At 61.0% G+C, this 20,147-nt stretch carries 19 protein-coding genes and 2 pseudogenes; 4 read left to right on the top strand and 17 right to left on the bottom strand.

Annotated elements, in window-relative coordinates; translation table 11 throughout:
- The first annotated feature begins 2 nt into the window (after window positions 1–2).
- Complete coding sequence (locus JI59_RS26355; protein ID WP_007014466.1) at window positions 3–305, top strand: type II toxin-antitoxin system RelE/ParE family toxin; 303 nt, start codon at window positions 3–5, stop codon at window positions 303–305.
- A 418-nt stretch (window positions 306–723) separates the two neighbouring features.
- On the opposite strand, the gene JI59_RS20480 is transcribed toward JI59_RS26355, so the two are convergent.
- The 3 genes from JI59_RS20480 to JI59_RS20490 all read right to left on the bottom strand — a co-directional run bounded on the left by JI59_RS20480 (window position 724) and on the right by JI59_RS20490 (window position 4,349).
- On the bottom strand, window positions 724–1,185 hold the full coding sequence (locus JI59_RS20480; protein WP_007014465.1) for a metallophosphoesterase family protein: 462 nt from the start codon (window positions 1,183–1,185) through the stop codon (window positions 724–726).
- Window positions 1,186–1,190: 5 nt separating this feature from the next.
- Entirely contained in the window at window positions 1,191–3,074 is a 1,884-nt protein-coding gene (locus JI59_RS20485; RefSeq protein ID WP_007014464.1) for a metallophosphoesterase, read from the bottom strand.
- A gap of 103 nt (window positions 3,075–3,177) precedes the next feature.
- Window positions 3,178–4,349, bottom strand: a protein-coding gene (locus JI59_RS20490; protein WP_085997526.1) for an IS3 family transposase whose coding sequence is annotated in 2 segments (ribosomal slippage) — window positions 3,178–4,085 and window positions 4,085–4,349 — 1,173 coding nt in all. Because the reading frame shifts where the segments join, the coding sequence is not laid out codon by codon here.
- 480 nt (window positions 4,350–4,829) lie between these two features.
- Here JI59_RS20490 and JI59_RS20500 point away from each other — a divergent pair.
- Together JI59_RS20500 and JI59_RS20510 are read left to right on the top strand one after the other, a co-directional pair.
- A complete protein-coding gene (locus JI59_RS20500) occupies window positions 4,830–5,879 on the top strand; it encodes a hypothetical protein (protein WP_007014462.1) in 1,050 nt (349 codons plus the stop codon).
- Window positions 5,880–6,415: 536 nt separating this feature from the next.
- On the top strand, window positions 6,416–6,649 hold the full coding sequence (locus JI59_RS20510) for a hypothetical protein (RefSeq protein WP_007014461.1): 234 nt from the start codon (window positions 6,416–6,418) through the stop codon (window positions 6,647–6,649).
- A gap of 32 nt (window positions 6,650–6,681) precedes the next feature.
- Here the strand turns inward: JI59_RS20510 and JI59_RS20515 are convergent, their stop codons facing one another.
- The 7 genes from JI59_RS20515 to JI59_RS20540 form a co-directional block, all read right to left on the bottom strand.
- On the bottom strand, window positions 6,682–7,134 hold the full coding sequence (locus JI59_RS20515) for a YaiI/YqxD family protein (RefSeq protein ID WP_039858043.1): 453 nt from the start codon (window positions 7,132–7,134) through the stop codon (window positions 6,682–6,684).
- 201 nt (window positions 7,135–7,335) lie between these two features.
- Window positions 7,336–8,637: a glycoside hydrolase family 130 protein gene (locus JI59_RS20520; RefSeq protein WP_007014458.1), complete on the bottom strand. Its 1,302-nt coding sequence runs from the start codon at window positions 8,635–8,637 to the stop codon at window positions 7,336–7,338.
- A complete protein-coding gene (locus JI59_RS20525) occupies window positions 8,630–10,966 on the bottom strand; it encodes a glycosyltransferase family 4 protein (protein WP_007014457.1) in 2,337 nt (778 codons plus the stop codon). The genes JI59_RS20520 and JI59_RS20525 overlap by 8 nt, the downstream gene beginning before the upstream one ends.
- 6 nt (window positions 10,967–10,972) lie before the next feature.
- A complete protein-coding gene (locus JI59_RS28045; RefSeq protein ID WP_007014456.1) occupies window positions 10,973–11,107 on the bottom strand; it encodes a hypothetical protein in 135 nt (44 codons plus the stop codon).
- 1 nt (window position 11,108) lies between these two features.
- Window positions 11,109–11,354: a hypothetical protein gene (locus JI59_RS20530; RefSeq protein ID WP_007014455.1), complete on the bottom strand. Its 246-nt coding sequence runs from the start codon at window positions 11,352–11,354 to the stop codon at window positions 11,109–11,111.
- Window positions 11,355–11,718: 364 nt separating this feature from the next.
- Entirely contained in the window at window positions 11,719–12,021 is a 303-nt protein-coding gene (locus JI59_RS20535) for a HigA family addiction module antitoxin (protein ID WP_039858039.1), read from the bottom strand.
- Complete coding sequence (locus JI59_RS20540; RefSeq protein ID WP_007014453.1) at window positions 12,011–12,301, bottom strand: type II toxin-antitoxin system RelE/ParE family toxin; 291 nt, start codon at window positions 12,299–12,301, stop codon at window positions 12,011–12,013. Before JI59_RS20540 ends, JI59_RS20535 begins: the two co-directional genes overlap by 11 nt.
- Before the next feature lie 115 nt (window positions 12,302–12,416).
- Between JI59_RS20540 and JI59_RS27785 the strand changes: the two are divergent.
- Window positions 12,417–12,647, top strand: a pseudogene (locus tag JI59_RS27785) (integrase); the annotation flags it as partial.
- A 77-nt stretch (window positions 12,648–12,724) separates the two neighbouring features.
- Here the strand turns inward: JI59_RS27785 and JI59_RS20550 are convergent.
- From JI59_RS20550 to JI59_RS20580, 7 genes and pseudogenes are all read right to left on the bottom strand, one after another.
- Window positions 12,725–13,315 (bottom strand): annotated as a pseudogene (locus tag JI59_RS20550) (IS6 family transposase); the annotation flags it as partial.
- 105 nt (window positions 13,316–13,420) lie between these two features.
- A complete protein-coding gene (locus JI59_RS25800; protein ID WP_081474043.1) occupies window positions 13,421–14,041 on the bottom strand; it encodes a TetR/AcrR family transcriptional regulator in 621 nt (206 codons plus the stop codon).
- Between the two features lie 119 nt (window positions 14,042–14,160).
- On the bottom strand, window positions 14,161–14,589 hold the full coding sequence (locus tag JI59_RS20560; protein WP_007014449.1) for a GlcG/HbpS family heme-binding protein: 429 nt from the start codon (window positions 14,587–14,589) through the stop codon (window positions 14,161–14,163).
- A gap of 3 nt (window positions 14,590–14,592) precedes the next feature.
- On the bottom strand, window positions 14,593–15,909 hold the full coding sequence (gene glcF / locus JI59_RS20565; RefSeq protein WP_007014448.1) for a glycolate oxidase subunit GlcF: 1,317 nt from the start codon (window positions 15,907–15,909) through the stop codon (window positions 14,593–14,595).
- Window positions 15,899–17,074: a glycolate oxidase subunit GlcE gene (gene glcE, locus JI59_RS20570; protein ID WP_007014447.1), complete on the bottom strand. Its 1,176-nt coding sequence runs from the start codon at window positions 17,072–17,074 to the stop codon at window positions 15,899–15,901. Before glcE ends, glcF begins: the two co-directional genes overlap by 11 nt.
- A complete protein-coding gene (locus JI59_RS20575; RefSeq protein WP_039858053.1) occupies window positions 17,074–18,567 on the bottom strand; it encodes an FAD-linked oxidase C-terminal domain-containing protein in 1,494 nt (497 codons plus the stop codon). The genes glcE and JI59_RS20575 overlap by 1 nt, the downstream gene beginning before the upstream one ends.
- 228 nt (window positions 18,568–18,795) lie before the next feature.
- The gene (locus JI59_RS20580) at window positions 18,796–20,142 is read right to left on the bottom strand and encodes a hypothetical protein (protein WP_039858036.1); all 1,347 of its coding nucleotides are present in this window, start codon (window positions 20,140–20,142) and stop codon (window positions 18,796–18,798) included.
- Window positions 20,143–20,147 lie beyond the last annotated feature (5 nt).

Below are 20,147 nucleotides of genomic sequence, written 5' to 3' on the forward strand. Positions count from 1 at the left end.
CTGTGCCACGTTTTCACTTAACACGCGCCGCAGCCGACGATCTGACAGCCATTTTTCTGGAAGGCATCGAGCAGTTTGGCTTGCCGCAGGCTGACGCTTATCACGAAGGGCTGAGTGCGATTTTCGCGTTTCTCGCAGACTATCCCCATGCCGCGCGCTTGCGAGAGGAAATTTCGCCGCCAGTTCGCGTGCATCCCTACAAGGCACACCTGGTGATTTATGATGTAGGAAATGAGGGCGAGGTCATCATTCTACGCGTCCGGCATGGTCGGGAAGATTGGACATCATCGAATTACGACGGTTAGCCGTGAAAAGGTCCGTGCTGGCGGCCAATCTGCAGAGATTCTCACCACACTTAGCGTTTCTCCTGCCGACCAAGATGCGTCGTTCTCCGCGGGCTTTGAACGACAGCTTCTGCCAGAACCTGCTCTTCTCCCAGCGCGAGGCGTCTGGCAGCAACGCGCCCTGATCTCGGTCATATAGCGATTGCGATCGCAATCCCGAAGGCCGACGTTTGTCCGTGCATCAATAGCCCTTGAGATCAATGGAAACTCGCCATCTAGGCGCAGTGCCTAGCGGCGTTGGCAAAAGCGCTGCGGAAAGTGGCGTCTGCAAACCGGTTCCTGACACCGCGTCAATGCGGCGCAACCGGTCATCGCGAGGATGCTGGCAAATAAGAACTGGCGGCAAATTGCCGCAGACGGATGGGAGCAGCATGGGACGTCAGCCATCTACCAGACATGACCATGCGGTGATCCATTCCGCTTCCGCTGAGACCGCTAACTCGCGCCAGTCCAGACGCAGAAACGCCGCTTGCGGATTTCGCTTCGGCGAGAGCAATTCGATCACCTGATATTGGTTCGGCACCGAATGCTCGAGCTCCTTCGAGCGCACGCTGCTGCTGCCGGCGCCGCACACAATCAATCGGTTCGTTGCGTTCGATCCGCGGTCACGGACCAGTGTCTCACGCAACTGCGCTTTATGCTTGTGCCCGTGGAGCACGATGTCGAAGCCGTTGCGTTCCAAAAAGCGCTCAACGAGCCCGGCGTCGCGGATCGTCGAGCTGTCCACCCAATGCTCGGCAGTCTCGTTGCTCTCGCCGTAATCGGGATAGGGGTGTAGATGGTGGTGAAGCACCGCAACCGCCACGGTGTCGGCCTCAATGTCGGCCAGCAGCGCTTGCACGGCCTTTATCTGTTTGCCGCCGACAATCCGTAATGATTCTGGTCGGTCTCGTAGACGCAAGAGTTCAGCGAGACGAAAGAGATGCCTTGTCCGCCGAACCGGTGCATTCCGATAATCTCGTGCGGTTCGGGTCGCGGGGTTCCTACGCGGAAATCCCAGGTCACCAGCGGATATAGGGTGCGGAAAAGCGTTTCGCCGTAGAATTGCAGAAGAAAGTTCAGATAATTGTCGAACCGCCGGCCGCGCGCGATCTGCGCGTCCGCCCAGCTGACATCATGGTTGCCCGGACAGAAGACGAAGCGCTCGCGCGGAATCCTGAGTTTGTCCGCCATCGCGGTGCAGAAACTCAGCGCCTCTTGGAATTCTTCCTCGACACCCCGGTAGACGATGTCGCCGGAGATCACCACGAACAGCCTTCCCGGATCGAATGTGAACGGCCGGTTCCTCGATACGAACTCGTCCAGCATATGCGCCTCGAGCGTGGTCGAATAATCGCCATCCCGGAAGCGGTGCATGTCAACATTCTTGCCGTCGATCACCTTGTAGCCAAAATGTGGGTCGGAAAGGTGGATAATTACGGGAAGCTCGGAACGCGTGCCCGAGACGCCTGACGCTGGACCCGCCGCCGTCCCCGAGCGCACGGCGATCTCGCTCGACCACTGATCGAGCTGCGCGGCGAGATCGAGCGCTTCGCTTGCGCGAAAGCCCACGCTCGCGAACTGCCGCAACTGATCCGCAGGCGAGGCAAGCACCGTCGGGGAGTTGGCGAGCCGGTGAGCGGTGCGATAGCGCTCGAGCGCACGCGCATTGTTGCCCAGCACGAACTCGGCCTCTCCCGCGACCGCGTTCGCCCATTCGTCCGATACGGCATCCTCGTCGCCGCAATCCTCGGCCAACTTTGCGTAGAGCGCGAGCGCCTGACCATTTGCACTAGGCCCCGACATCAGGAGCATGCCCGCGTGGGCCACGCGTAGATAAAGGTTGTCCGGCGCCTCGCCGACGCCCTTCGCATAACACTCGGCCGCCTCCGTGTAGCGGCCTTGCCGCTTCAGCAGGCCACCCAGCATCCCCAAGGCTTCGAGATCGCCGCCATTGAGCCGCAGCGCTTCCCGGAAGCTGGCCTCTGCCTCTTCATAGCCTTCCTCTCCGTCGTTTCTGAGGTACCAGCCGAGAAGACGATGGATCTCATAGTCGCCAGGCCGCGCATCGCGAGCCACTCGCGCGATCGATGCGGCGGTCTTCCAGGCCTTGAGCCGGGCAAACTTGTCGGCAAGCTCAAGCAGTGCGAATGGAGGCGGCGCCGGCACTGCCTTCGCCCAGCTCCACACGGCATTCAACTGCTCGAGGGTCGTGGCGCGGTCGATCTTGCCCCGGAGATCGCGCTCAAACGATTCCGCGTCATCAGGGTCGGCGGCGAGCCCCAGCGCCTTCAGATGCAACTGAACGGGGCTGGCATATGCGGTCGCCGCAACCTGCTCGATCCAACGGGCTAGGCGCGTCGCCGACTCGGCGCGCTCGACGGCGTCGCCCGCCTGGTAAAACAGAACGCGCCGGTTGCGGACGTTGAACGGGAGGATCGTACCTTCCAGCGCCATGATGATCGTGCGGTGATTGCTAACCGCTTGGCGCACGCCGAGCTCGAAATAGACATTCCCGTTCGGCATCGACAGATCCGCGATCATCACCGGAGAGGACACGATCCTGTCCATCAACTGAGTGGTGACGTCGCCCGCGCCGATGATCTCGTCGGCCCTTACCGCGATGTTTCCGGTCTCGCTGACCGCCTTCGCGATAATTTCATGATAGATGATGTCGAAATCTGTCGATGCGATCGCCTCGTCGCGCACATATTGATGCTCGCCGAACGGCATGATCACCAGGATATCCAACGCCTATTCTCCTGATCCGCGAGTTCGATCGGCCAAGGCGTCATGAGGTGGTCCCGCCTTCCTGTACAGGTTTGCGGCTAAGTTAAGCTCATCCGGTTGTTGTTTACGCCGCCATTCTGGTGATCAGATCATGGGGGGCATGCCCCCCATGATCTGAAGCGTCGATTTGCCCATATGCCTCTGCCGGGGTTTTGCCTGCAAGGCGTGAGTGAGGCCGGTGATGGTTGTAATAGGCGAACCAGCGGGACAGGCCTGCGCGCAGTTCGGAACCCGTCTCGAAGGCGTGCAGATAGACGCACTCGTACTTCACCGAGCGCCACAGGCGCTCGATGAAGACGTTGTCCATCCAGCGCCCCTTGCCATCCATGCTGATTTTCACTTCGGCCGCCCGCAGCACGCCGGTGAAGGCCTGCGAAGTGAACTGGCTGCCCTGATCGGTGTTGAAGATGTCCGGCTTGCCAAAGCGGGCCATGGCATCCTCCAGAGCCTCGACGCAAAAAGCCGCGTCCATGGTATTGGACAATCGCCAGGCCAGCACCTTGCGGGTGGCCCAATCCATGATCGCAACGAGATAGAGGAAGCCTCGGCGCATCGGTAGATATGTCACGTCCGCACACCACACCTGATTGGGCCGCTCGATCTTCATGTCCCGCAGCAGATAGGGATAAATCCGATGCTCCGGGTGCGGATCGCTCGTGCGCGGGCGCTGGTAGATCGCCGCCAGCCCCATCTGCGCCATCAGCCGTCGTACCCGGCGGCGGCCCACCGCATGACCAAGCCGCTGCAGGTGCCGCACCATCTGCCGGCTGCCGTACCACGGACAGTCCATGAACGTCTCGTCGATTACCCGCATCAGCGCCAGCGTCTCCTCGCTCTGAGGCGCAGGCGTATAATAATAGGAAGACCGGCTGATCGACAGCAGGCGGCACTGCGCCGCGATCGACAGGCGCTGGTGAGCAGGCTCGATCAGCAATCGCCTCTGGCCCGCGCTCATCGACCGGAGGCTTTCGCCAAAAAATCCCGCTCCACCAGCAATTGCCCGATCTTGGCATGCAGCTTCTCGATTTCCGCTTCGGTCTCCGTCTTCGACGCCTGCTCACCGCCGTCGAACAGGCTGGCCATCCCGTCCACCGCCTGACGCTTCCATCCCCCGATCATCGTATGGTGGACGCCGTGCTTCGCAGCCAGTTCCGCCAGCGTCAGTTCACCACGGATCGCCTCCATCGCAACTTTCGCCTTGAATTCCGCGCTGTAGCGCTTTCTCGTCTTCTTCATTCCCGTCCATTCCTTAGGTCGGGATGAGCTTAACACCCTGTCCAGATTTCCAGCACCACGTCATCATACCATGGCGCGCGCAAATACCACAATTGGGCCGACAGCGCATTTCTGTCATTCTGCATTGCGGTTCAAGCCAACGCTAAACGTCGGCTGCTTCCGAGACCTGACATTCGACAACATCAAAGAAATGACGGCAATGTCCCAAGCCCAGTTATTCCAGCTCTCCGGGGTCGAGGTGAATGAAGGTCGGCTTTCGACGGGCCTGTTTTGTCCGGTGAATGGCAGCATTTAAGGCGGCGGCGGCCACTTGCGCAATACGGCGCGGTCGAGGATTGCATAATCCAATTCTTCCAATTTCTGTAACCTTGCGCCAAGTCGGCCGCCGGGGAAAACGGGCGCGAAACAAATAGGTGCGGAAATGCGCTCGTGTCGCCGCCCAAAATATCATTTGAATCTTGCTCCGGAAGTTTGAACAGCATGCATGCATTCGATCGGCGCCTTCTTTATTCCTGGTTGCTGCTGACACTGGGAGCGGGCTGCGCGCTTTTCATGCCAGTGGTAATCGTTCTGCTCATGCTGACGATTATCGGCATTCCCTTGGGGTGGCTTATCGCCCTTATGCCGGGGGCATGGCTATATTTAACGCCGACGCTTGCAATCTATGCGATCCTGCGCCGACTGTCAGACAGGACGCCGCATCTAGCGATGTTAGCGGTGGCCGCCATACTCCCGCTGGCCGCCGGCTTTGGCATTCCATGGTGGGCCAACGGAATCACCGAACGACGCGTCCAGCTCCTGATCGCGCAAGATCACGGTACCCCTCCAATATTGCAGCCAAATCTTTCGATCACCCACGCAATTGACAGGGGCTTAGGCTCTCCGGGTAAATGTTCGGACACTTGCCAGCGGCTTCTATTTTCACGCACCGCGAAGAGCATTACCCAAGTGCCGCTCGACAAGCTGTCAAATGGGCCCGAACTGCCCAGCCCCGCTCATCGCTTTTCACTCGGATCGATCGGTCCGGAATGCAACCGCGCTCGTTTGCAAATGGTGTATGCCTCAAGCGCAGAAACTGGACGCGACGTTCCACCCCCGCCACCACCGCTGTGGGATAAACTGGATGAATTCCGGCGGGAGGGGTTGTGCTTGCATGACGAGATGGTGCGAGATGTGCGTACCGATATTCTCGTGGTCGAACGGTGGAATTACGATCCAGCCTTTCGAGGCTTTCATTTCGATGGTGGGGGTTGGCGCCTATCACTACATCCCATCACTCCATTTAAACGGCGGGAGGTATTCCGACGCACGCCTGCCGGCTTGGTGCGGCTCATGCGCCGGACTGAAGTCCGGTATGCACTCCTGGCAGAGCCGTTATGGCTGTCGCCCGGTTTCAGTTTCGACACAACCACGCCTACGCACTGGGTCTGGCGCGATGGGCGTGTCGCCGGCAGCCCGCTTGAAACCTTTGAGCCCACCCAATGGAACGGAATAATTGCCAACGATCTGACGGTGTCTGGCCTGCGATGATGCGAGTGACGACGCCAACACGACCCCGCAGACCTGCAGAACTACCGATCTCAATTGTTATTTCGCCTCCAGCTGGAAACAACCCCGAGGCGGGCTAGTGCGTGAATGTATGGCAGCTCTCGACGATCCAATCTGAGCCAGCCAATGGCCGCTCTTCAGGCGTGTGTGGTCCTCCCCACACACATGAGGGCGTGCAGAGGTAGGCGCTGTCCTGATCCTGGCACTCTTCGTTGCTTGTAATTCCGGCAGAAATCCCCATGTTACTGAACACTGCGCGCATTCGTATTCCGTAGGCGCGCGCGGCAGAGAGACCATGCGCGCTCCCGCTTACATGACGGGAGGGGTGCTGTGGACCTCAACGAACTATTTTCCCGCCACCAGATCGCGCTGATCCGCGCGGATCGAACCGAAACCTCCAGCGAGCATCGCCGATATGCCGCACAGGCAGACTGCTTCGCTTCGCGAATCGGCGCGCTGCAGCAGCACCTTGGTGCTCGCACGCCCCCGCTGGCGGCCGCTCGCGGGAGGCTCTCGCCATGAGCCGGGCGATGAATGTGGCTCTCACCGAAGCCGAAGTCATCGCGCACTGTGAGGGGGCGGACGTCGCCATCAGCGCGATCGAGCCGCTGCCCGCCGGCGGCACCCATGTGGTCACTGTAACCGGCGACGGCGCCGCGATCATGCGACGCGTGCTCGCCAAGCACCTGATCGAGGGCCGAGTGAAACGTTTCGCTTTCATGCATTCGCGCCCCACGCCGCTTTCCTATTGAACGGAATCCCGGCCGCAGCGCGGCGACCGGCATCAAGCCTGCCGTCGCAGTTTCACCAACGTTTCGTCGAGACTCGACAGGTAGCGTGAGCGGTCGGCATTGCTGAATGGGGGCGGTCCACCCACGATATCGCCGCCGACGCGCAGGTCGGCCATGATCGCCCTTGTCGCGATGGCGCTGCCTATCGATGAACTGGTGAATAGCTTGCCGGTCGGAGCGATGACCGTCGCCCCGAGTTTCAGGCACCGGTCCGCCAGCACGATGTCCGCCGTGATTACGACAGTGCCTGTGGTGGCATGCTCGACGATCCAGTCATCCGCTGCGTCGAAGGCGTCGCTCACCACCTTTCGCGAAATGAGCGGATCGCGCGGCACGCGGATCGGGCTGTTGCTTATGACAACGACCGGTACCTTGTAGCGGGCAGCAACCCGGTAGGTCTCGTCCTTTACCGGACAAGCGTCGGCATCGATTAGAATCTGGATCATGTCTTCCCATAGCGACACAGCGCGCCAATGGCTAAGCGGCACATCGCGCTTTCGTCTGCTCCCGCGTGCGCCGAGTGCAATGACTTGTTTCGCACGGACGCGGCCAAACTGCGGCCATCGCACACATTCGAATCCCAAAACGGCGGAATGAGAGATCGGTGGCGGAAAGTGCCCCTTCACGTAGACCGCAAGATCTGCCTTTCAGTCTTTGAGAAGTTCGAGAAGCCTGGCCGTCTTGATCGTGGCGAAGGTCGAGAAAGCGTCGGAAATGGCATAGGGCAGGAGGATGCGCTCCCCGACTTTCATGCCGCCGCACGAATAGACAACATTGGGAACATACCCCTGTCGCTCGGCAATTTCCGGCTGGACGAGCGGTTCGCGCGAGCGAGCGATCACACGCGACGGGTCCTGCTTGTCGAGGAGGACGGCGCCGATCGAATAGTGGCGCACGGGTCCGACGCCGTGGGTGAAGAGAAGCCAGCCCTCGTCAAGCTCTATGGGTGAGCCGCAATTGCCGATCTGGACAAACTCCCACGGATATTTGGGCTTCATGATCACCTCGCCCAGCCCCCAATCGTAAAGAGTGTCGGAGGTGATGAGGTGAAGGCTTTCATTGTCGTGGCGCGCGATCATCGCGTAGCGTCCGCCGATCTTGCGGGGAAACAGCGCCATGCCCTTGTTGCGCGCCGCAACGCCTTTGAGTGGTGCCATCCGAAATGAAAGGAAATCGCTGGTTTCAAGCAGTTCGGAACGAATGCCGCGACCGCTGTAGGCGGTATAGGTCGCATAATAGGTGGTTCGTCCTTCATCCCTGAAAGCCACGAAGCGAGCGTCCTCGATCCCGTTCGCCTGCATATCGGTGACGGGGAAGATCACCCGCTCGGCAATATCGCTGTCGGGATCGAAGGTGAGTTCCAGATGATCGCCTAGACGGGCCGTCACCTCCGGCGTGCCGGCAAGCCGTTCGGGCGGGTCGATGAAGACCGTTCCGTCGGCGGCCAGGACTCCAGACCGGAAGGTCAGGGACGAGATGTGGCCTTCGCCGACCGCGCGCAGGCTCAGAATGAAGCGGCCGCAATCCTCGGCCAATCCCGACTGGTCCGGATGCAGCACGATGCTGGGGTTGAACAGGGCGGCCGCCTCGAAACTGTATTCATGGAGGAAATAGGCGCCGACGAGTTGGCGCTGCGCTTTCGAAAAGGCCGCGTGGCTGGCAAGGGCGTCTTCCATTTCCGCCGCGCGCCGTTCGAAGATCGCAGGCAGATTTCGGTGCCGGTCGTCGAAGTTCCGCAGCGTTGCGGCAAGCAGTTCCAGCGTTTCGTCCTCCCCAAGGGCGAGGACGCGATCGACGATGTGATTGGCCCGCGTCTTGTCGACGGGGTTCAGATCCCTGGGTTCGACCGCAGGCCGGAACGGGCGAACGACGACGCGCGATGGATCGGGCCGCAGATGGAGCGCCTGCCGATTGAAGAATGGCGCGTGCGGTGTGACAGCCTCACGCATCGACGGTGCCTATCGGCAGCGGTGTGATCGCGCGCATGGCCCGTGGTGCTGCGGTCGGGCAGCCCGCGTCATCCAGCCGCTTCATATCGGCCAGCCCAAGCAGATAGGACAGCGTCGATTCCGCTCCCCGGTTTTCGTTGGCCCGGTCGGGATGAAGCCCATCGCGGCAACTCCCGGTTGCGACATCGACAAGCTCGACGGCCAGGTCGTTCGCGCCGAGAAACCAGGCGAAGGCACGCTCCGACTCCGCTCGCCACGGGAAATCGGGATCGACGCCCCGCGCCGCGATACAGGCCGCAATCGTTGCACACGCTTCCAGGGGCTGTTGATCGAAAGGCTGCGGCGCACTGCGGGGTAGCTGCAGGAAACCGTGCGATCCGACAGGCCGGAAATGCCCCTGCGGCGCGGTCTGCATCGCAATGAGCCAGTGCAGGCTGCGGAGCCCGGCATCGACGAGATGCGGCGCGCCCGTAGCGCCCCCCGTGACGATCAGGGATTGGGGCAACCGCGCATTGTCATAGCTCAGGCCATCCTCGAACCATGTCCATTCCGGGGTTTCGTTCGCCCGCAGCAGTCCTTCCAGGCGGCCGGCGAGCTGAACCCGCGTCCGCGCAGCCGCGTGATCTTCGGGGTATGCGGCACAATAGGAAACGAGACCGAGCAGGGTGAACGCCCATGCGCGCGGGGATGTGAAGGCTGCCACGCCTTCCAGCGCTTCGCAGAAGAGCCCCTTCGCCCAGCGCGCGCGTCCCGGCGCACAGGCATGTGCGCTATAGGTGCCGAGCGCCCAAAGCGTGCGTCCGTGGCTGTCCTCCGATCCCGCGGGCTCCAGCCATTGCCGGTTGAACCCCATGAAGTTGCGAAAGCGCCGGTTGTCGGGATTCCAGCCATGCTGGATAAAGGCCGCGAATGTCGACGACAGGCGGCCGGCAAGCGGCGCATCGGGTCCCCCGGCAAGGCTGCAGCACAGCAGCAGCGCTCGCGCATTGTCATCAATGCAATATCCATGGTCGCGGTCGGGTATGGCATGGACAGCATGCTGGAACATACCAGTGTCGTCGCACATGGCGGTAAAATGTTCGAGGGCCATCGCCGGGAGCGTTGGATCGAGCAGCGCACACGATAATTTCGGGGCGGGACCGGCGGGCGTGCCCGGCCCGGGGCATGTCGCAAGCCTGCCCTCTCGGCAGGCCGCGCGAAAGCTGGCGGCATAGCGGTGCGCCGTATTGGCCCATGTCATTGGACGGCTGGCGGCATAGGCTTTGCGCCCCATCGCCAGACGCTGCGTCTCGTCACCCAGGAGGGCCGCTATCGCCGGTCCGAAGCCGGCAGGATTGTCGAACGGGACCAGCACGCCCGATCCGTCGGCCAGCAGTTCGGCGGCATGCCAATAGGGCGTGGAGACGACCGGGCGGCCCACGCCGTGCGAATAGGCCAGAGTGCCCGAGGTCATTTGCGATTCCACCAGATAGGGCGTGGCATAGACATCGCACATGGCGATGTGCTCGAGCAGTGCGGGGCGATCGACGAAGCGGTTGATGAAGACGACATGGTCGTCGAGGCCAAGCTCGTGAACGCGGTCCACCAGGCTGTCGCGATATCGCTCCCCCTCTTCGGCGTGCAATATCGGATGAGTCGCGCCCATCACCACATAAACGACGTCGGGGGATCGCTTGACGATTTCCGGCATCGCCTCGACTATCGTTTCGATTCCCTTGTTCCAGCTGATCAGCCCAAAGGTCAGGATGACCCTGCGCCCGGCAAAACCCAAGCGTTCTTTCGCGTCCCGTGACGAAACGAGCGGAACATCGGGAATGCCGTGCCCGATGATATCGATCCGGTCCGGGTCGGCGCCGTAGGTTTCGATCAGTATCTTACGGGCCTTGCGGGCCATGACGATCACGCGAGCGGATGCTGCGATTATGGCATCCATGACCCGGCGCTGCGCCGCGCTCGGCCGGTCGAGCACCGTGTGCAATGTGGTGACGAGCGGAGCGTCGAGCCTGGCGATCAGGTCGAGGACGAGCGCGCCCGCGTCACCGCCAAAGATGCCGTACTCATGCTGCAGGCAAACGAGATCGAACCCTTCGCGGTTGATGAAGTCTGCGCCTGCCCGATAGTCGCCAGCTTCCTCCTGCCGGATCGTCTTTCCGACGATTGAAGGAAAGGCGTGGTCAGCACCCGGCTCGCACATCGCGACAATTGTCGTTTCGGCGATCTCGTCGAGCGCCCCGACCGCGAGTTCCAGGTCGCTCGTGAAGGTGGCTATGCCGCAGCGGCGCGGAAGGGCATTGCCGATAAAGGCGATCCGGAGCGCGGGTGTGTGCAAGCCATCTCAGTGCTTGCCTTTCGGCTTGACGATCATCTTTACCGCGGACGTTTCCTGGACCGCGAGTGCCGTGGGCGACTTCGGCTTTGCCACCTTGGGCTTGCGAAGCTCGCGATTGCTGCGTTTTTGTGATTTGGCCATTTCAGACGGCTCCAGCTTGGTTGTTCCGGATCGATAGGTCGGCAGAAGGCCGCAGGTGGGAAAATGCAATCAGCCGCCCCGTCGCATTCCGGGGGAAATAGGGACGGTGGCGATAAGGGAAAGATCCCAGGCACAGGCCGATGGTTTCGATCGTGCGTCCGTATCTATCGATCTCCGTCGGATCGGTCGCGGCGGAATATCGCATCAGCGCGATTTGTTCGTCCTGAAGTAATTGATTGAGGCACATGGCGCGCGCTCCTGCATCAAGCGAGGGTAAAAACTTATCCCTCTGTCACGTGGAGCTTGTTCGAAATCAGGTGATGAAGGCTCTTTAGCACATGGACGAAATATCACTGCACGAATTCAGGAATAATATTTGGAGTTCGGACAGGCGCGGCAGCCGGATCCTTACAATGCGAATGGGGACCCGCACAAAATCCCTTTTTTAATCAGCAATCCTATAGGATAGCTGCGTTTCACCGTTCGCGATCCCTGGAGCTTGGCCGCTATCGGCTCCTCGATCCTGTCGGGGAGCCGATGCGGGCACATGAACATCCGACCGCTTTCGACGATGCCTCCCGAGCCTCTCAACGGCAGGAATTCAGGCGATGTCAGGCAGCTTTTGCGAACTTCTCGACCTTTATGTCCTGCTCGTGCTCGCGGGCCTGGGCTAGCTCATAGGTCGTCTGCATCCGCAACAGAGTGTCAGCCTTGATGCCAAACGCTTTCTCAAATCGGATAGCCATATCGGCAGACAGGTTTGCATTGCCGTTCAGCAAGGTGCTCAATGCCTGTCTGGATACGCCGAAATGCTCGGCCAAAGCCGTCACGCTGACCTGCGCAGGCTCCACGATTTCAGTCTTCAACCAGTCCCCCACATGGACCGCGAGCGAAGGGTGCATCTTAAGCGCCATGATAATCCTCCAGATCCATATCGATTAGCGCGCCTTCATCATTCAAACCGAAGGTCATTCGCCAGTTTCTCGTAACCGTCATCGACCAGCTCCCCTTCCGATCGCCTGTCAGTTCATGCAATCCGAAGTTCGGAGGCACCGACAATTCTTCGAAGCTTTCCGCGGCGTCGATGAAAGCGAGCATTTTGCGCAGCCGCCCCGCATCTCCAACCAGGCCTTTGGCGTTGCCCGTCTCGAAGAAGCGGCGCAGGCCTTTGTGCCTGATGCTCTCTATTTCCATCGCTCGGACATAGTCCCGCGGCGCGCTAATGTCAAGTGTCGCGCGACACACGTCGGCGGACGCGAATAATGGATCCTATACTCACGCTGGCCATTCCGGCCATCGGAGAATGATCATGGGACATTCAGACCTCGACCCCGCCATACATGACCGACGCCCTTGGAATGCAGGCATAAACGTTGGACCCAAGCGCCCGCTGAAGCCTCGCGATATCTGGGCGATCCGTTTCTATCTCGACGAACACAAGCGTCTGCGTGACCGGGCCCTGTTCGATCTCGCCATCGACAGCAAATTGCGAGGCTGCGATCTGGTCAAAATCAGGATCGGCGACCTGATGAGCGCAGGGTGGAGGTGTCAGTCCTCTGCGAACCGCTCTCCACCGGACGAGCCTCTCTCTAGAACACGCATTCTCTAGGCGGCGATCATCTGCCGAAACCGCAGCATGGCCCGCTCTCGTCGTCGGAACGGCAGATGTGTATTTTCCGCCCGGTTGTTGAGATAGCGTCCCATCTCTCGGCGCTGCAGGTTGCCGAGTTCACGCATGGCGGCCGGATAGGAGCGAAGCCCGTCGGTGACGATCTTCTCTGCCTTGCCGTGGCGCTTCAGGGCCTTCTTCAGGAAGGTCAAAGCAGCCGCTTTGTCGCGGCTTTTGGTGACATAGCTTTCCAAGATCTCCCCCTCGTGGTCAACCGCGCGCCAGAGGTAGCACATCTCGCCGTTGATCTTCACGTACATCTCATCAACATGCCACTGCCACTGCCAGTGGCAAAAGCCTTTCATGCGGCTGACCCGCCGGCGGCGAATATCAGCCGCGAACATCGGACCAAATCTGTTCCACCAGAATCGCACCGTCTCGTGGCAAATGTCGATACCCCGCTCGAACAAAAGGTCTTCGACGTTCCGCAGCGACAGCGGAAAGCGGACATACATCAACACCACCAGCCGGATCACCTCCGGCGAGGAGTTGAAGCACCGGAAGGGACTGGGCGGCTTGGCTCTGGATTCACGCTTCATCCGAGTCAATTAGCGGGCCCTTGCCCACCCTGCCACGCAGATCTGACAGGTCCGCGCGAACCAATTCCCGGCTAAAATGCTTTCCTCCCGAACTGGGGCGGCGCGTCAGTCGAGCATGGTTGCCCGGCGTATGAGCTTTTCGCGCAAGGCGGCCCCTTCCTGCGGATCGTTGACGGCCGAGTTGATCGGCTGAATGCGCCGCACCGAAACATATCCGAAGATCATGAACCACATCAGCAGTGTCTTTTCACGCAGGGCCGAGCCTTCGATTCCTGGATTCGCGGCGCGAAATGCCTCGTCGATCTCGGCATTCAAAGCAATGTGCAGACGATAGGCTTCGGTATCGCCGTCCTGCTCCTCCACGAGTTCCATCTCGTTGACGAGGCGATAAAGGTGCGGATTGCGATCACCGAAGTCGATAATCGCCTCCGCCACCCTACGAGGCTGGTCGCCAGGCTCACAAGTTTCCGCCCGTGCTGCCAGGATGCGTGCGGACAATTCCTGCATCGCCAGGGCGTAAACGCCCAGCAGCAGCTCGCGCAGGCTCCGGTAATGGCGATACAAAGCGGGTGCGGAAACGCCTAGCCTTCGCGACAAATCCTTGGTGGTAAGCGCCCCTGCCCCATCCTTCGAAACGATCTCGTATGCTGTATCGAGCAACGACTGCCGCAAATTGCCGTGATGGTAGTCCTTCTTGCGCACACTCTTTTCCGTCGTCCGATGCATGATCAGTCACGCCTCCTCGGGCCGTGACGATCCTCTACGCGGGCGCGCGGTCGCGCGTCCACCGCTATTTTCATGGTCGACGGCAGACGCCCTGCCGATACTTCACGTGCGCTGGCGGTTTACGACTGGACGAGCAACCCTGCGGCAGCAATGCCCGCGATGGCGCATATTTCGTCATTGTCCGAGGTATCGCCCGAAATACCGACCGCTCCAAGGACACTGCCCTTGTCGTCAACGACGATAACACCGCCCGCCGCCGGAACGGCGCCATGGGGGAGCAATGGAGCGAGTGAACTCACGAATGTCGGCCGTTCCGCCGCCATTTCGCCAATCTTGCGCGACGATACGCCGATCTGCAGCGCGCCCGAGGCCTTGCCCATAGCAACTGCAAAGCGTCCGATCGAAGCGCCATCCTGTCGTTCATAGGCAATCAGATGCCCCCCGGCATCCAGAACAAGGATACCCAACGGCTTCAGGCCCCGCTTCGCGCCTTCGGCAAGGCTCGCCGCGATGATGTCCCTGGCCTGCTGCAAAGTAATTGCCGACATGTTTCATTTCCTGTGTGCTTCAGTTGATTTTTCCAAGGCGGCGGGCATGGCGCCGCCGGTCGCCCAATCGATAAGTTCGACGACGTGAACGACAGGCAGCCGCGTAGCCCCGCCAATCTGCATTGCGCACCCGATATTGCCGGTCGCGATGACATCGGGCTCAAGGCGCTCCAGATTCTCGACCTTGCGCTGGCGCAGCTGTCCGGCGATATCGGGTTGAAGGATATTGTAGGTGCCCGCCGAGCCGCAGCACAGATGCGCTTCCTTCGGGGTTAGCACTTCATAACCGGCAGCGCGCAGAAGGTTCGGGGCTGCAGTCGTGATCTTCTGACCGTGCTGCAGCGAACATGCAGCCTGATAGGCGACTTTCAGACGACTGGTCTGCGTAACCGGTGGCAGAGCTTCCTGTTCGGCAAGCCATTCGCTGACATCCTTGGCAAGCGCCGAGACCCTTGCGGCCTTGTCAGCATAGGCCGGATCATTGCGCAGCATGAAGCCGTAGTCCTTGATCGTGGTGCCGCAACCGGATGCGGTGATGACGATAGCGCTGAGCCCGCCAGCCTCTATCTGAGCAGTCCAGGCATCGACATTGCGCCGCGCTGCAGCCAGGCCCTCGGCCTCGCGCCCCAGATGATGGACAAGCGCGCCGCAGCATCCTTCCCCCGGCGCGAGAACAACCTCATGGCCAAGACGGTTGAGCAGCCGCATCGTGGCGGCGCGGATCGCCGGCTTCAATACCGGTTCGGCGCAGCCCTGAAGCAGGGCTATCCGACTTTTCGGCGCAGCTGGTGTGCTGCTGCGCACCGGTTCAGGACGTACCGGCGACCTGGGTGCCAGGTCGAGCAATACCGAGAGCGGCCTCAGCCCGGCCGTTGCCCGCAGCAAGGGCGCCAAGGGCCGCGCCAACCGGGCCAGCCCCAGGGCCAGTCGGAAGCGACGGGGATAAGGCAGGACGGAGGCCAGCAATGCTCGCATCAGGCGCTCTTGCCAGGGCCGGCGATAATTCTCGGCGATGTAGGCGCGAGCATGGTCGACCAGGTGCATATAGTTCACGCCGGAAGGACAAGTCGTCATGCACGACAGGCACGAGAGGCAGCGGTCGATATGTTTGACGACTTCCGCCGTAGGCCGGCGTTCGTTCTCCAACATCTCCTTCATCAGATAAATTCGACCGCGAGGCGAATCCAGCTCGTCTCCCAACAGCACGTAAGTCGGGCAGGTCGCGGTGCAGAATCCGCAATGCACACATTTGCGGATGATCGCCTCCGACGATGCCATGACGGGATCGGCGAGCTGGGATGGAGAGAAACTAGTCTGCATTGCCGACTTTCCCGAAACGGCCCGTCTCGAACACGCCGGCGGGATCGAAAGCCCGCCTTATCCGCGCTTCCAGCGCTGCGTTGGCCGGCGGCAAGGAAGGGAGGGCAGGCACACGAGACCGCAAATCGGGATCGCCGCGCACCAACATTGCGTGCCCTCCCGCTCTGGCTGCGCGTTTGCGGATAAGCTGCGGATCCGCCGCGCTGCTTAACCAGAGGAGACCACCGCCCCAATCCATCATCCAGCACTCGTCGGCGCCAAGCTCGGCCACGAGTTCGGCTGCCGATCGTGCCGGCAGGCTCAGGCGCCAGAGTGGTTGAGCATCGTCAAGCGGCGCCAGCGTTCGCAGGCTGTCCCAGATCGCAGCAGCTTGCGACGGCGATGCTTCTGTGACGGCAAGCTGATCGCTGAACATGGCCGTGAGCGCTGCAACGCGCGCCTTTACCGAAGGGCCGAAACCTTCGATGCGCAAGGCTGTCACGGCACTGCCATTCGCAATGTCCGCAGGAAGATAGGCCGCCGCTGCCGCTCCCACCGAAGAGCCCAGAACCCGCGCCATCGCGATGTACGCCTGTGTCGGATCGAGCTTGCCCAGAAGGCACGTCACACTCTCCCGCGGCGCAGGCAGGACCTTGAGCGTCACTTCGACGAGAGCGGCAAGCCTTCCCCAGCTTCCGGCCATGAGCTTGGGCAAGTCGTAGCCGGTCACGTTCTTGACGACCTTGGCTCCGGCAACAAAGCACTCTCCTCGTCCCGAAACTGCCGAGAAACCCAGCAAGTGATCGCGCACGCTTCCCGCGGTCAGGCGGCGGGAACCGGCTACTCCAGCGGCAACGACACCGCCGATGGTGGCGGCGCCGGAAGGACGCGCGAAAATCGGGCCATGATCGAAGGGATCGAAGGCAAGCGACTGCCCTTCATCACGAAGAAGCGCGACTATCTCGAAAAGCGGCGTGCCCGCGCGCGCCGTCAACACCAGCTCGGCCGGGTCATAGTCAACGATCCCCTGGAAGGCACGCATGTCGAGGATGTCGGCATGATCTGCCGGTGCACCGATCTGCGCCTTGCTGCCGCCGCCGCGCAAATTCAGGCAACGGCCTTCGGCGGCGGCTGCAAGGATCGCCTCGGCGAGTTGGATTTCGTCGTCTGGGGCCAGTACAGCCATCAGAACCTCGGGAGTTCGGGAAACGGTACTTGCCCGTGATGGACGTGCATGCGGCCCAGTTCCGCACAGCGATGAAGAACGGGAAACATCTTGCCGGGATTGAGCAGGAGATCCGGGTCGAAGGCGCACTTCAGCCTTTGCTGATGCGCAAGGTCCACTTCACTGAACATCACAGGCATCAGATCCCGCTTTTCAACGCCGACGCCATGTTCTCCGGTCAGGACCCCGCCGACTTCGACACAAAGACGCAGGATGTCATTGCCGAACGCTTCGGCCCGCTCCAACTGTCCGGGCTGATTGGCATCGTAGAGGATCAGGGGATGAAGATTGCCATCACCGGCATGGAAGACATTGGCGACGCCAAGCCCATGGCGCTCCGACATCTCCGATATTCCCCGCAAGACCTGCGGCAGCCGCCGCCGGGGGATTGTGCCGTCCATGCAGTAATAATCCGGAGCCAGTCGGCCTACCGCAGGAAAGGCAGCCTTGCGGCCCGCCCAGAAAGACAGACGCTCTTCCTCGTCACGCGAAATGCGACAGGAAATTGCCCCGTTCGCAAGTGCTATGCGTTCCACTTCGCCGATGAGATAGGCGCACTCGTTTTCCGGGCCGTCCAGTTCAACGATCAGCAAGGCCTCGACATCCAGCGGATAGCCTACGTTGACGAAAGCCTCGGCGGCATGAACGGCGGGACGATCCATCATCTCCATCCCGGCCGGAATGATGCCGCCGGCGATGACGTCGGCAACGCACTGCCCTGCCGCCTCCACGCTTGAGAAACCGATCAGGAGGGCACGGGCCATCTCCGGCTGAGGCAGGATTCGCAGTGTGACCTGGGTAACGACACCCAGCAGTCCTTCGGAGCCGACGACGACACCGAGCAGGTCGAGGCCGGCAGAATCGAGCGTGCGCCCGCCAAGGCGCAGGATCTGCCCGTCCATCATGACGAGTTCGACGCCCAGAACATTATTGGTAGTGAGCCCGTACTTCAGGCAGTGAACGCCGCCACTATTCTCCGCAACGTTGCCGCCGATCGAGCAGGCGATCTGACTGGAAGGATCGGGCGCATAGTAAAACCCCTCGTCCGCAACAGCCTGACTGACCCCCAGATTGGTAACGCCGGGCTGCACCACGGCAATGCGGTCGAGATAGTCAATTTCGAGAATGCGGTTGAACTTGGCCATGCCGAGGAGCACTGCGTCGGCAAGCGGCAGCGCGCCGCCGGACAATGACGTTCCCGCACCGCGCGGCACGACCTTGACGCCATTGTCGTGACACCAGCGCAGAATCAGAGAGACCTGCTCTGTCGTCTCGGGCAGGACAGCCAGCATGGGCGGTTGCCGATACGCCGTGAGCCCGTCCGATTCATAAGGGCGCAACATGTCCGGATCGTCGATGACCCCCTCTCCCGGAACGATCGCGCGCATAGCGGCGACGATCTCATCTCTGCGGGCCAGGACATCCGCATCGGCTTCCGGTAAACGCAAACTCATGAAAGCATCGATCCCCTGCCGCTCAACAAGCGGATAGCATCCCTCTCGGGCGGCCTGCGAACCGCCTTGTCTTTGCCGAGCCAATCCCAGCTTGGGCCGGGTGCCGTGTTCAGCGGGCAGCCCGACATCGATGTTCATAGTATTTGAACAGATAGAATGTCCATAGCCCAGGTGAAAAACCTATAGCTGCCTCGCCACCCATTCTCCGGTGCCGCAGGACGAATGGGTTCAGGCGGTTTGCGCGAAGCCGCCGCGAATGTAGGCATCGATGGTGCCCGCACATTCGATCTTGTCTCCATCGGCATTGATGTCCGCGTAACGGCGGATCGGATCGAGAATCGTCATGCCCTTTCGGCCACACGGACAAGAACCGAAATCGGCCGTCACCTTGTCTCCAGATATGAGACCGCCCCAGCGATAATCCGTGGTCGGGTCCATGAAAGCGAAGCGTCCTTCCACCACTCCTTCGCGCGCGAGGAGCCGTTCGCCGCGTTCGTCGAGTATCAGGGCCGCAGCGAACGGATGGACATGGTACCGACCCGCACCGCACGCAGGGTAAAGCCAACTCATTTCCGACATGCCATAACCGGCCGGCCCCCGTGTGCCGTAAAAGTCGTTCAACTGCTCCTGAAAATCGTCAGGCAAATTGAGGTGCTTGCGCCCGCCACCCCCCGTTATGACCGAGCCGGGCCCCAGCTCGGCGCGCTCGATCCCCCTTTCCCGGGCCAACAGCATGAGATCCCACAATTGCGCCGTCATTGCCGAGAGCCATACGCGTTCATGCCGCAGTTCCAGGAATTTGTCCGCCATCGAGGCGAAACGCTCCTTCATCTGTTCGGATTGCGCTGCCGCCTGCGCCTCCATTTGCGCAATCTCGTCTGGAGTAGCGGTACCGTCTGCCATGCGGCGTCGCATTTCGGCCATGCGCATGATGGCGACATTGCGCATCGGCTCCTCAATCAGCACATAAGTCGAGTCCGGTCGCGCGAAGCCCTCTATCGTGAAGGCGTTGATGCTTGTCGCGGTATAGGTCCCCAGTACCGGTCCGAAGCAGAAGAAATGGAACTGGCGCTCGGGAGGCAACGGCCGCTCCATCTCACGGAAATGCAGGATGAAATCCTTGAGCCTGTTCATGTCGCCGGTGCTCTTGGGGACCATCGACAGTTTACCGCCTGTGCCACTGGACGTCGTCACACAGTAACCCGCAGCCCAAAGCCGTTGCAGCAGATCGTCAATGTCGGCAATGCCCTCCACGTCGACATCCGAATAGTCCGGCGTCGAAACCATCGCCAGCCATTGCAAAAGGGCCTTCCAGCGCCCTTGAGCCAGAAAGGACGCGGGATAGCTCTTGTAATTGCTGTGCGCGAACAGAAGCGGCACAACGTCGTCCAGCGAGCGAACGCGGTCTATGCCCATGTCCCGTGCCCGTTTGTCCAGCACCGGGATATGCGGCCGCTGCGCGTCCAGAGCTTCCTGCGTCGCAGCTATGTGCAGGGGACGCAGGACTTCCTCGGGAATGTCGAAGACATCAGGCATTTCGCGCAGGGCCTTTAGACGTTCGATCGCTTCACCCATCACAA

It is taken from the genome of Novosphingobium pentaromativorans US6-1, from assembly GCF_000767465.1.
GTDB classification, from domain to species: Bacteria; Pseudomonadota; Alphaproteobacteria; order Sphingomonadales; family Sphingomonadaceae; genus Novosphingobium; species Novosphingobium pentaromativorans.

Bases quoted from the DNA above. Each gene is read 5' to 3' on its own strand.
- JI59_RS20575 (WP_039858053.1), bottom strand. From the start codon at position 18,567: ATGAGTTTGCGTTTACCGGAAGCCGATGCGGATGTCCTGGCCCGCAGA.
- JI59_RS20515 (WP_039858043.1), bottom strand. From the start codon at position 7,134: ATGATCCAGATTCTAATCGATGCCGACGCTTGTCCGGTAAAGGACGAG.
- JI59_RS20535 (WP_039858039.1), bottom strand. From the start codon at position 12,021: ATGGCGCTTAAGATGCACCCTTCGCTCGCGGTCCATGTGGGGGACTGG.
- JI59_RS20580 (WP_039858036.1), bottom strand. From the start codon at position 20,142: ATGGGTGAAGCGATCGAACGTCTAAAGGCCCTGCGCGAAATGCCTGAT.
- JI59_RS25800 (WP_081474043.1), bottom strand. From the start codon at position 14,041: ATGCATCGGACGACGGAAAAGAGTGTGCGCAAGAAGGACTACCATCAC.
- JI59_RS20530 (WP_007014455.1), bottom strand. From the start codon at position 11,354: ATGTGCCTCAATCAATTACTTCAGGACGAACAAATCGCGCTGATGCGA.
- JI59_RS20510 (WP_007014461.1), top strand. From the start codon at position 6,416: ATGAGCCGGGCGATGAATGTGGCTCTCACCGAAGCCGAAGTCATCGCG.
- glcF (WP_007014448.1), bottom strand. From the start codon at position 15,909: ATGCAGACTAGTTTCTCTCCATCCCAGCTCGCCGATCCCGTCATGGCA.
- glcE (WP_007014447.1), bottom strand. From the start codon at position 17,074: ATGGCTGTACTGGCCCCAGACGACGAAATCCAACTCGCCGAGGCGATC.
- JI59_RS28045 (WP_007014456.1), bottom strand. From the start codon at position 11,107: ATGGCCAAATCACAAAAACGCAGCAATCGCGAGCTTCGCAAGCCCAAG.
- JI59_RS20500 (WP_007014462.1), top strand. From the start codon at position 4,830: ATGCATGCATTCGATCGGCGCCTTCTTTATTCCTGGTTGCTGCTGACA.
- JI59_RS20520 (WP_007014458.1), bottom strand. From the start codon at position 8,637: ATGCGTGAGGCTGTCACACCGCACGCGCCATTCTTCAATCGGCAGGCG.
- JI59_RS20540 (WP_007014453.1), bottom strand. From the start codon at position 12,301: ATGGAAATAGAGAGCATCAGGCACAAAGGCCTGCGCCGCTTCTTCGAG.
- JI59_RS20560 (WP_007014449.1), bottom strand. From the start codon at position 14,589: ATGTCGGCAATTACTTTGCAGCAGGCCAGGGACATCATCGCGGCGAGC.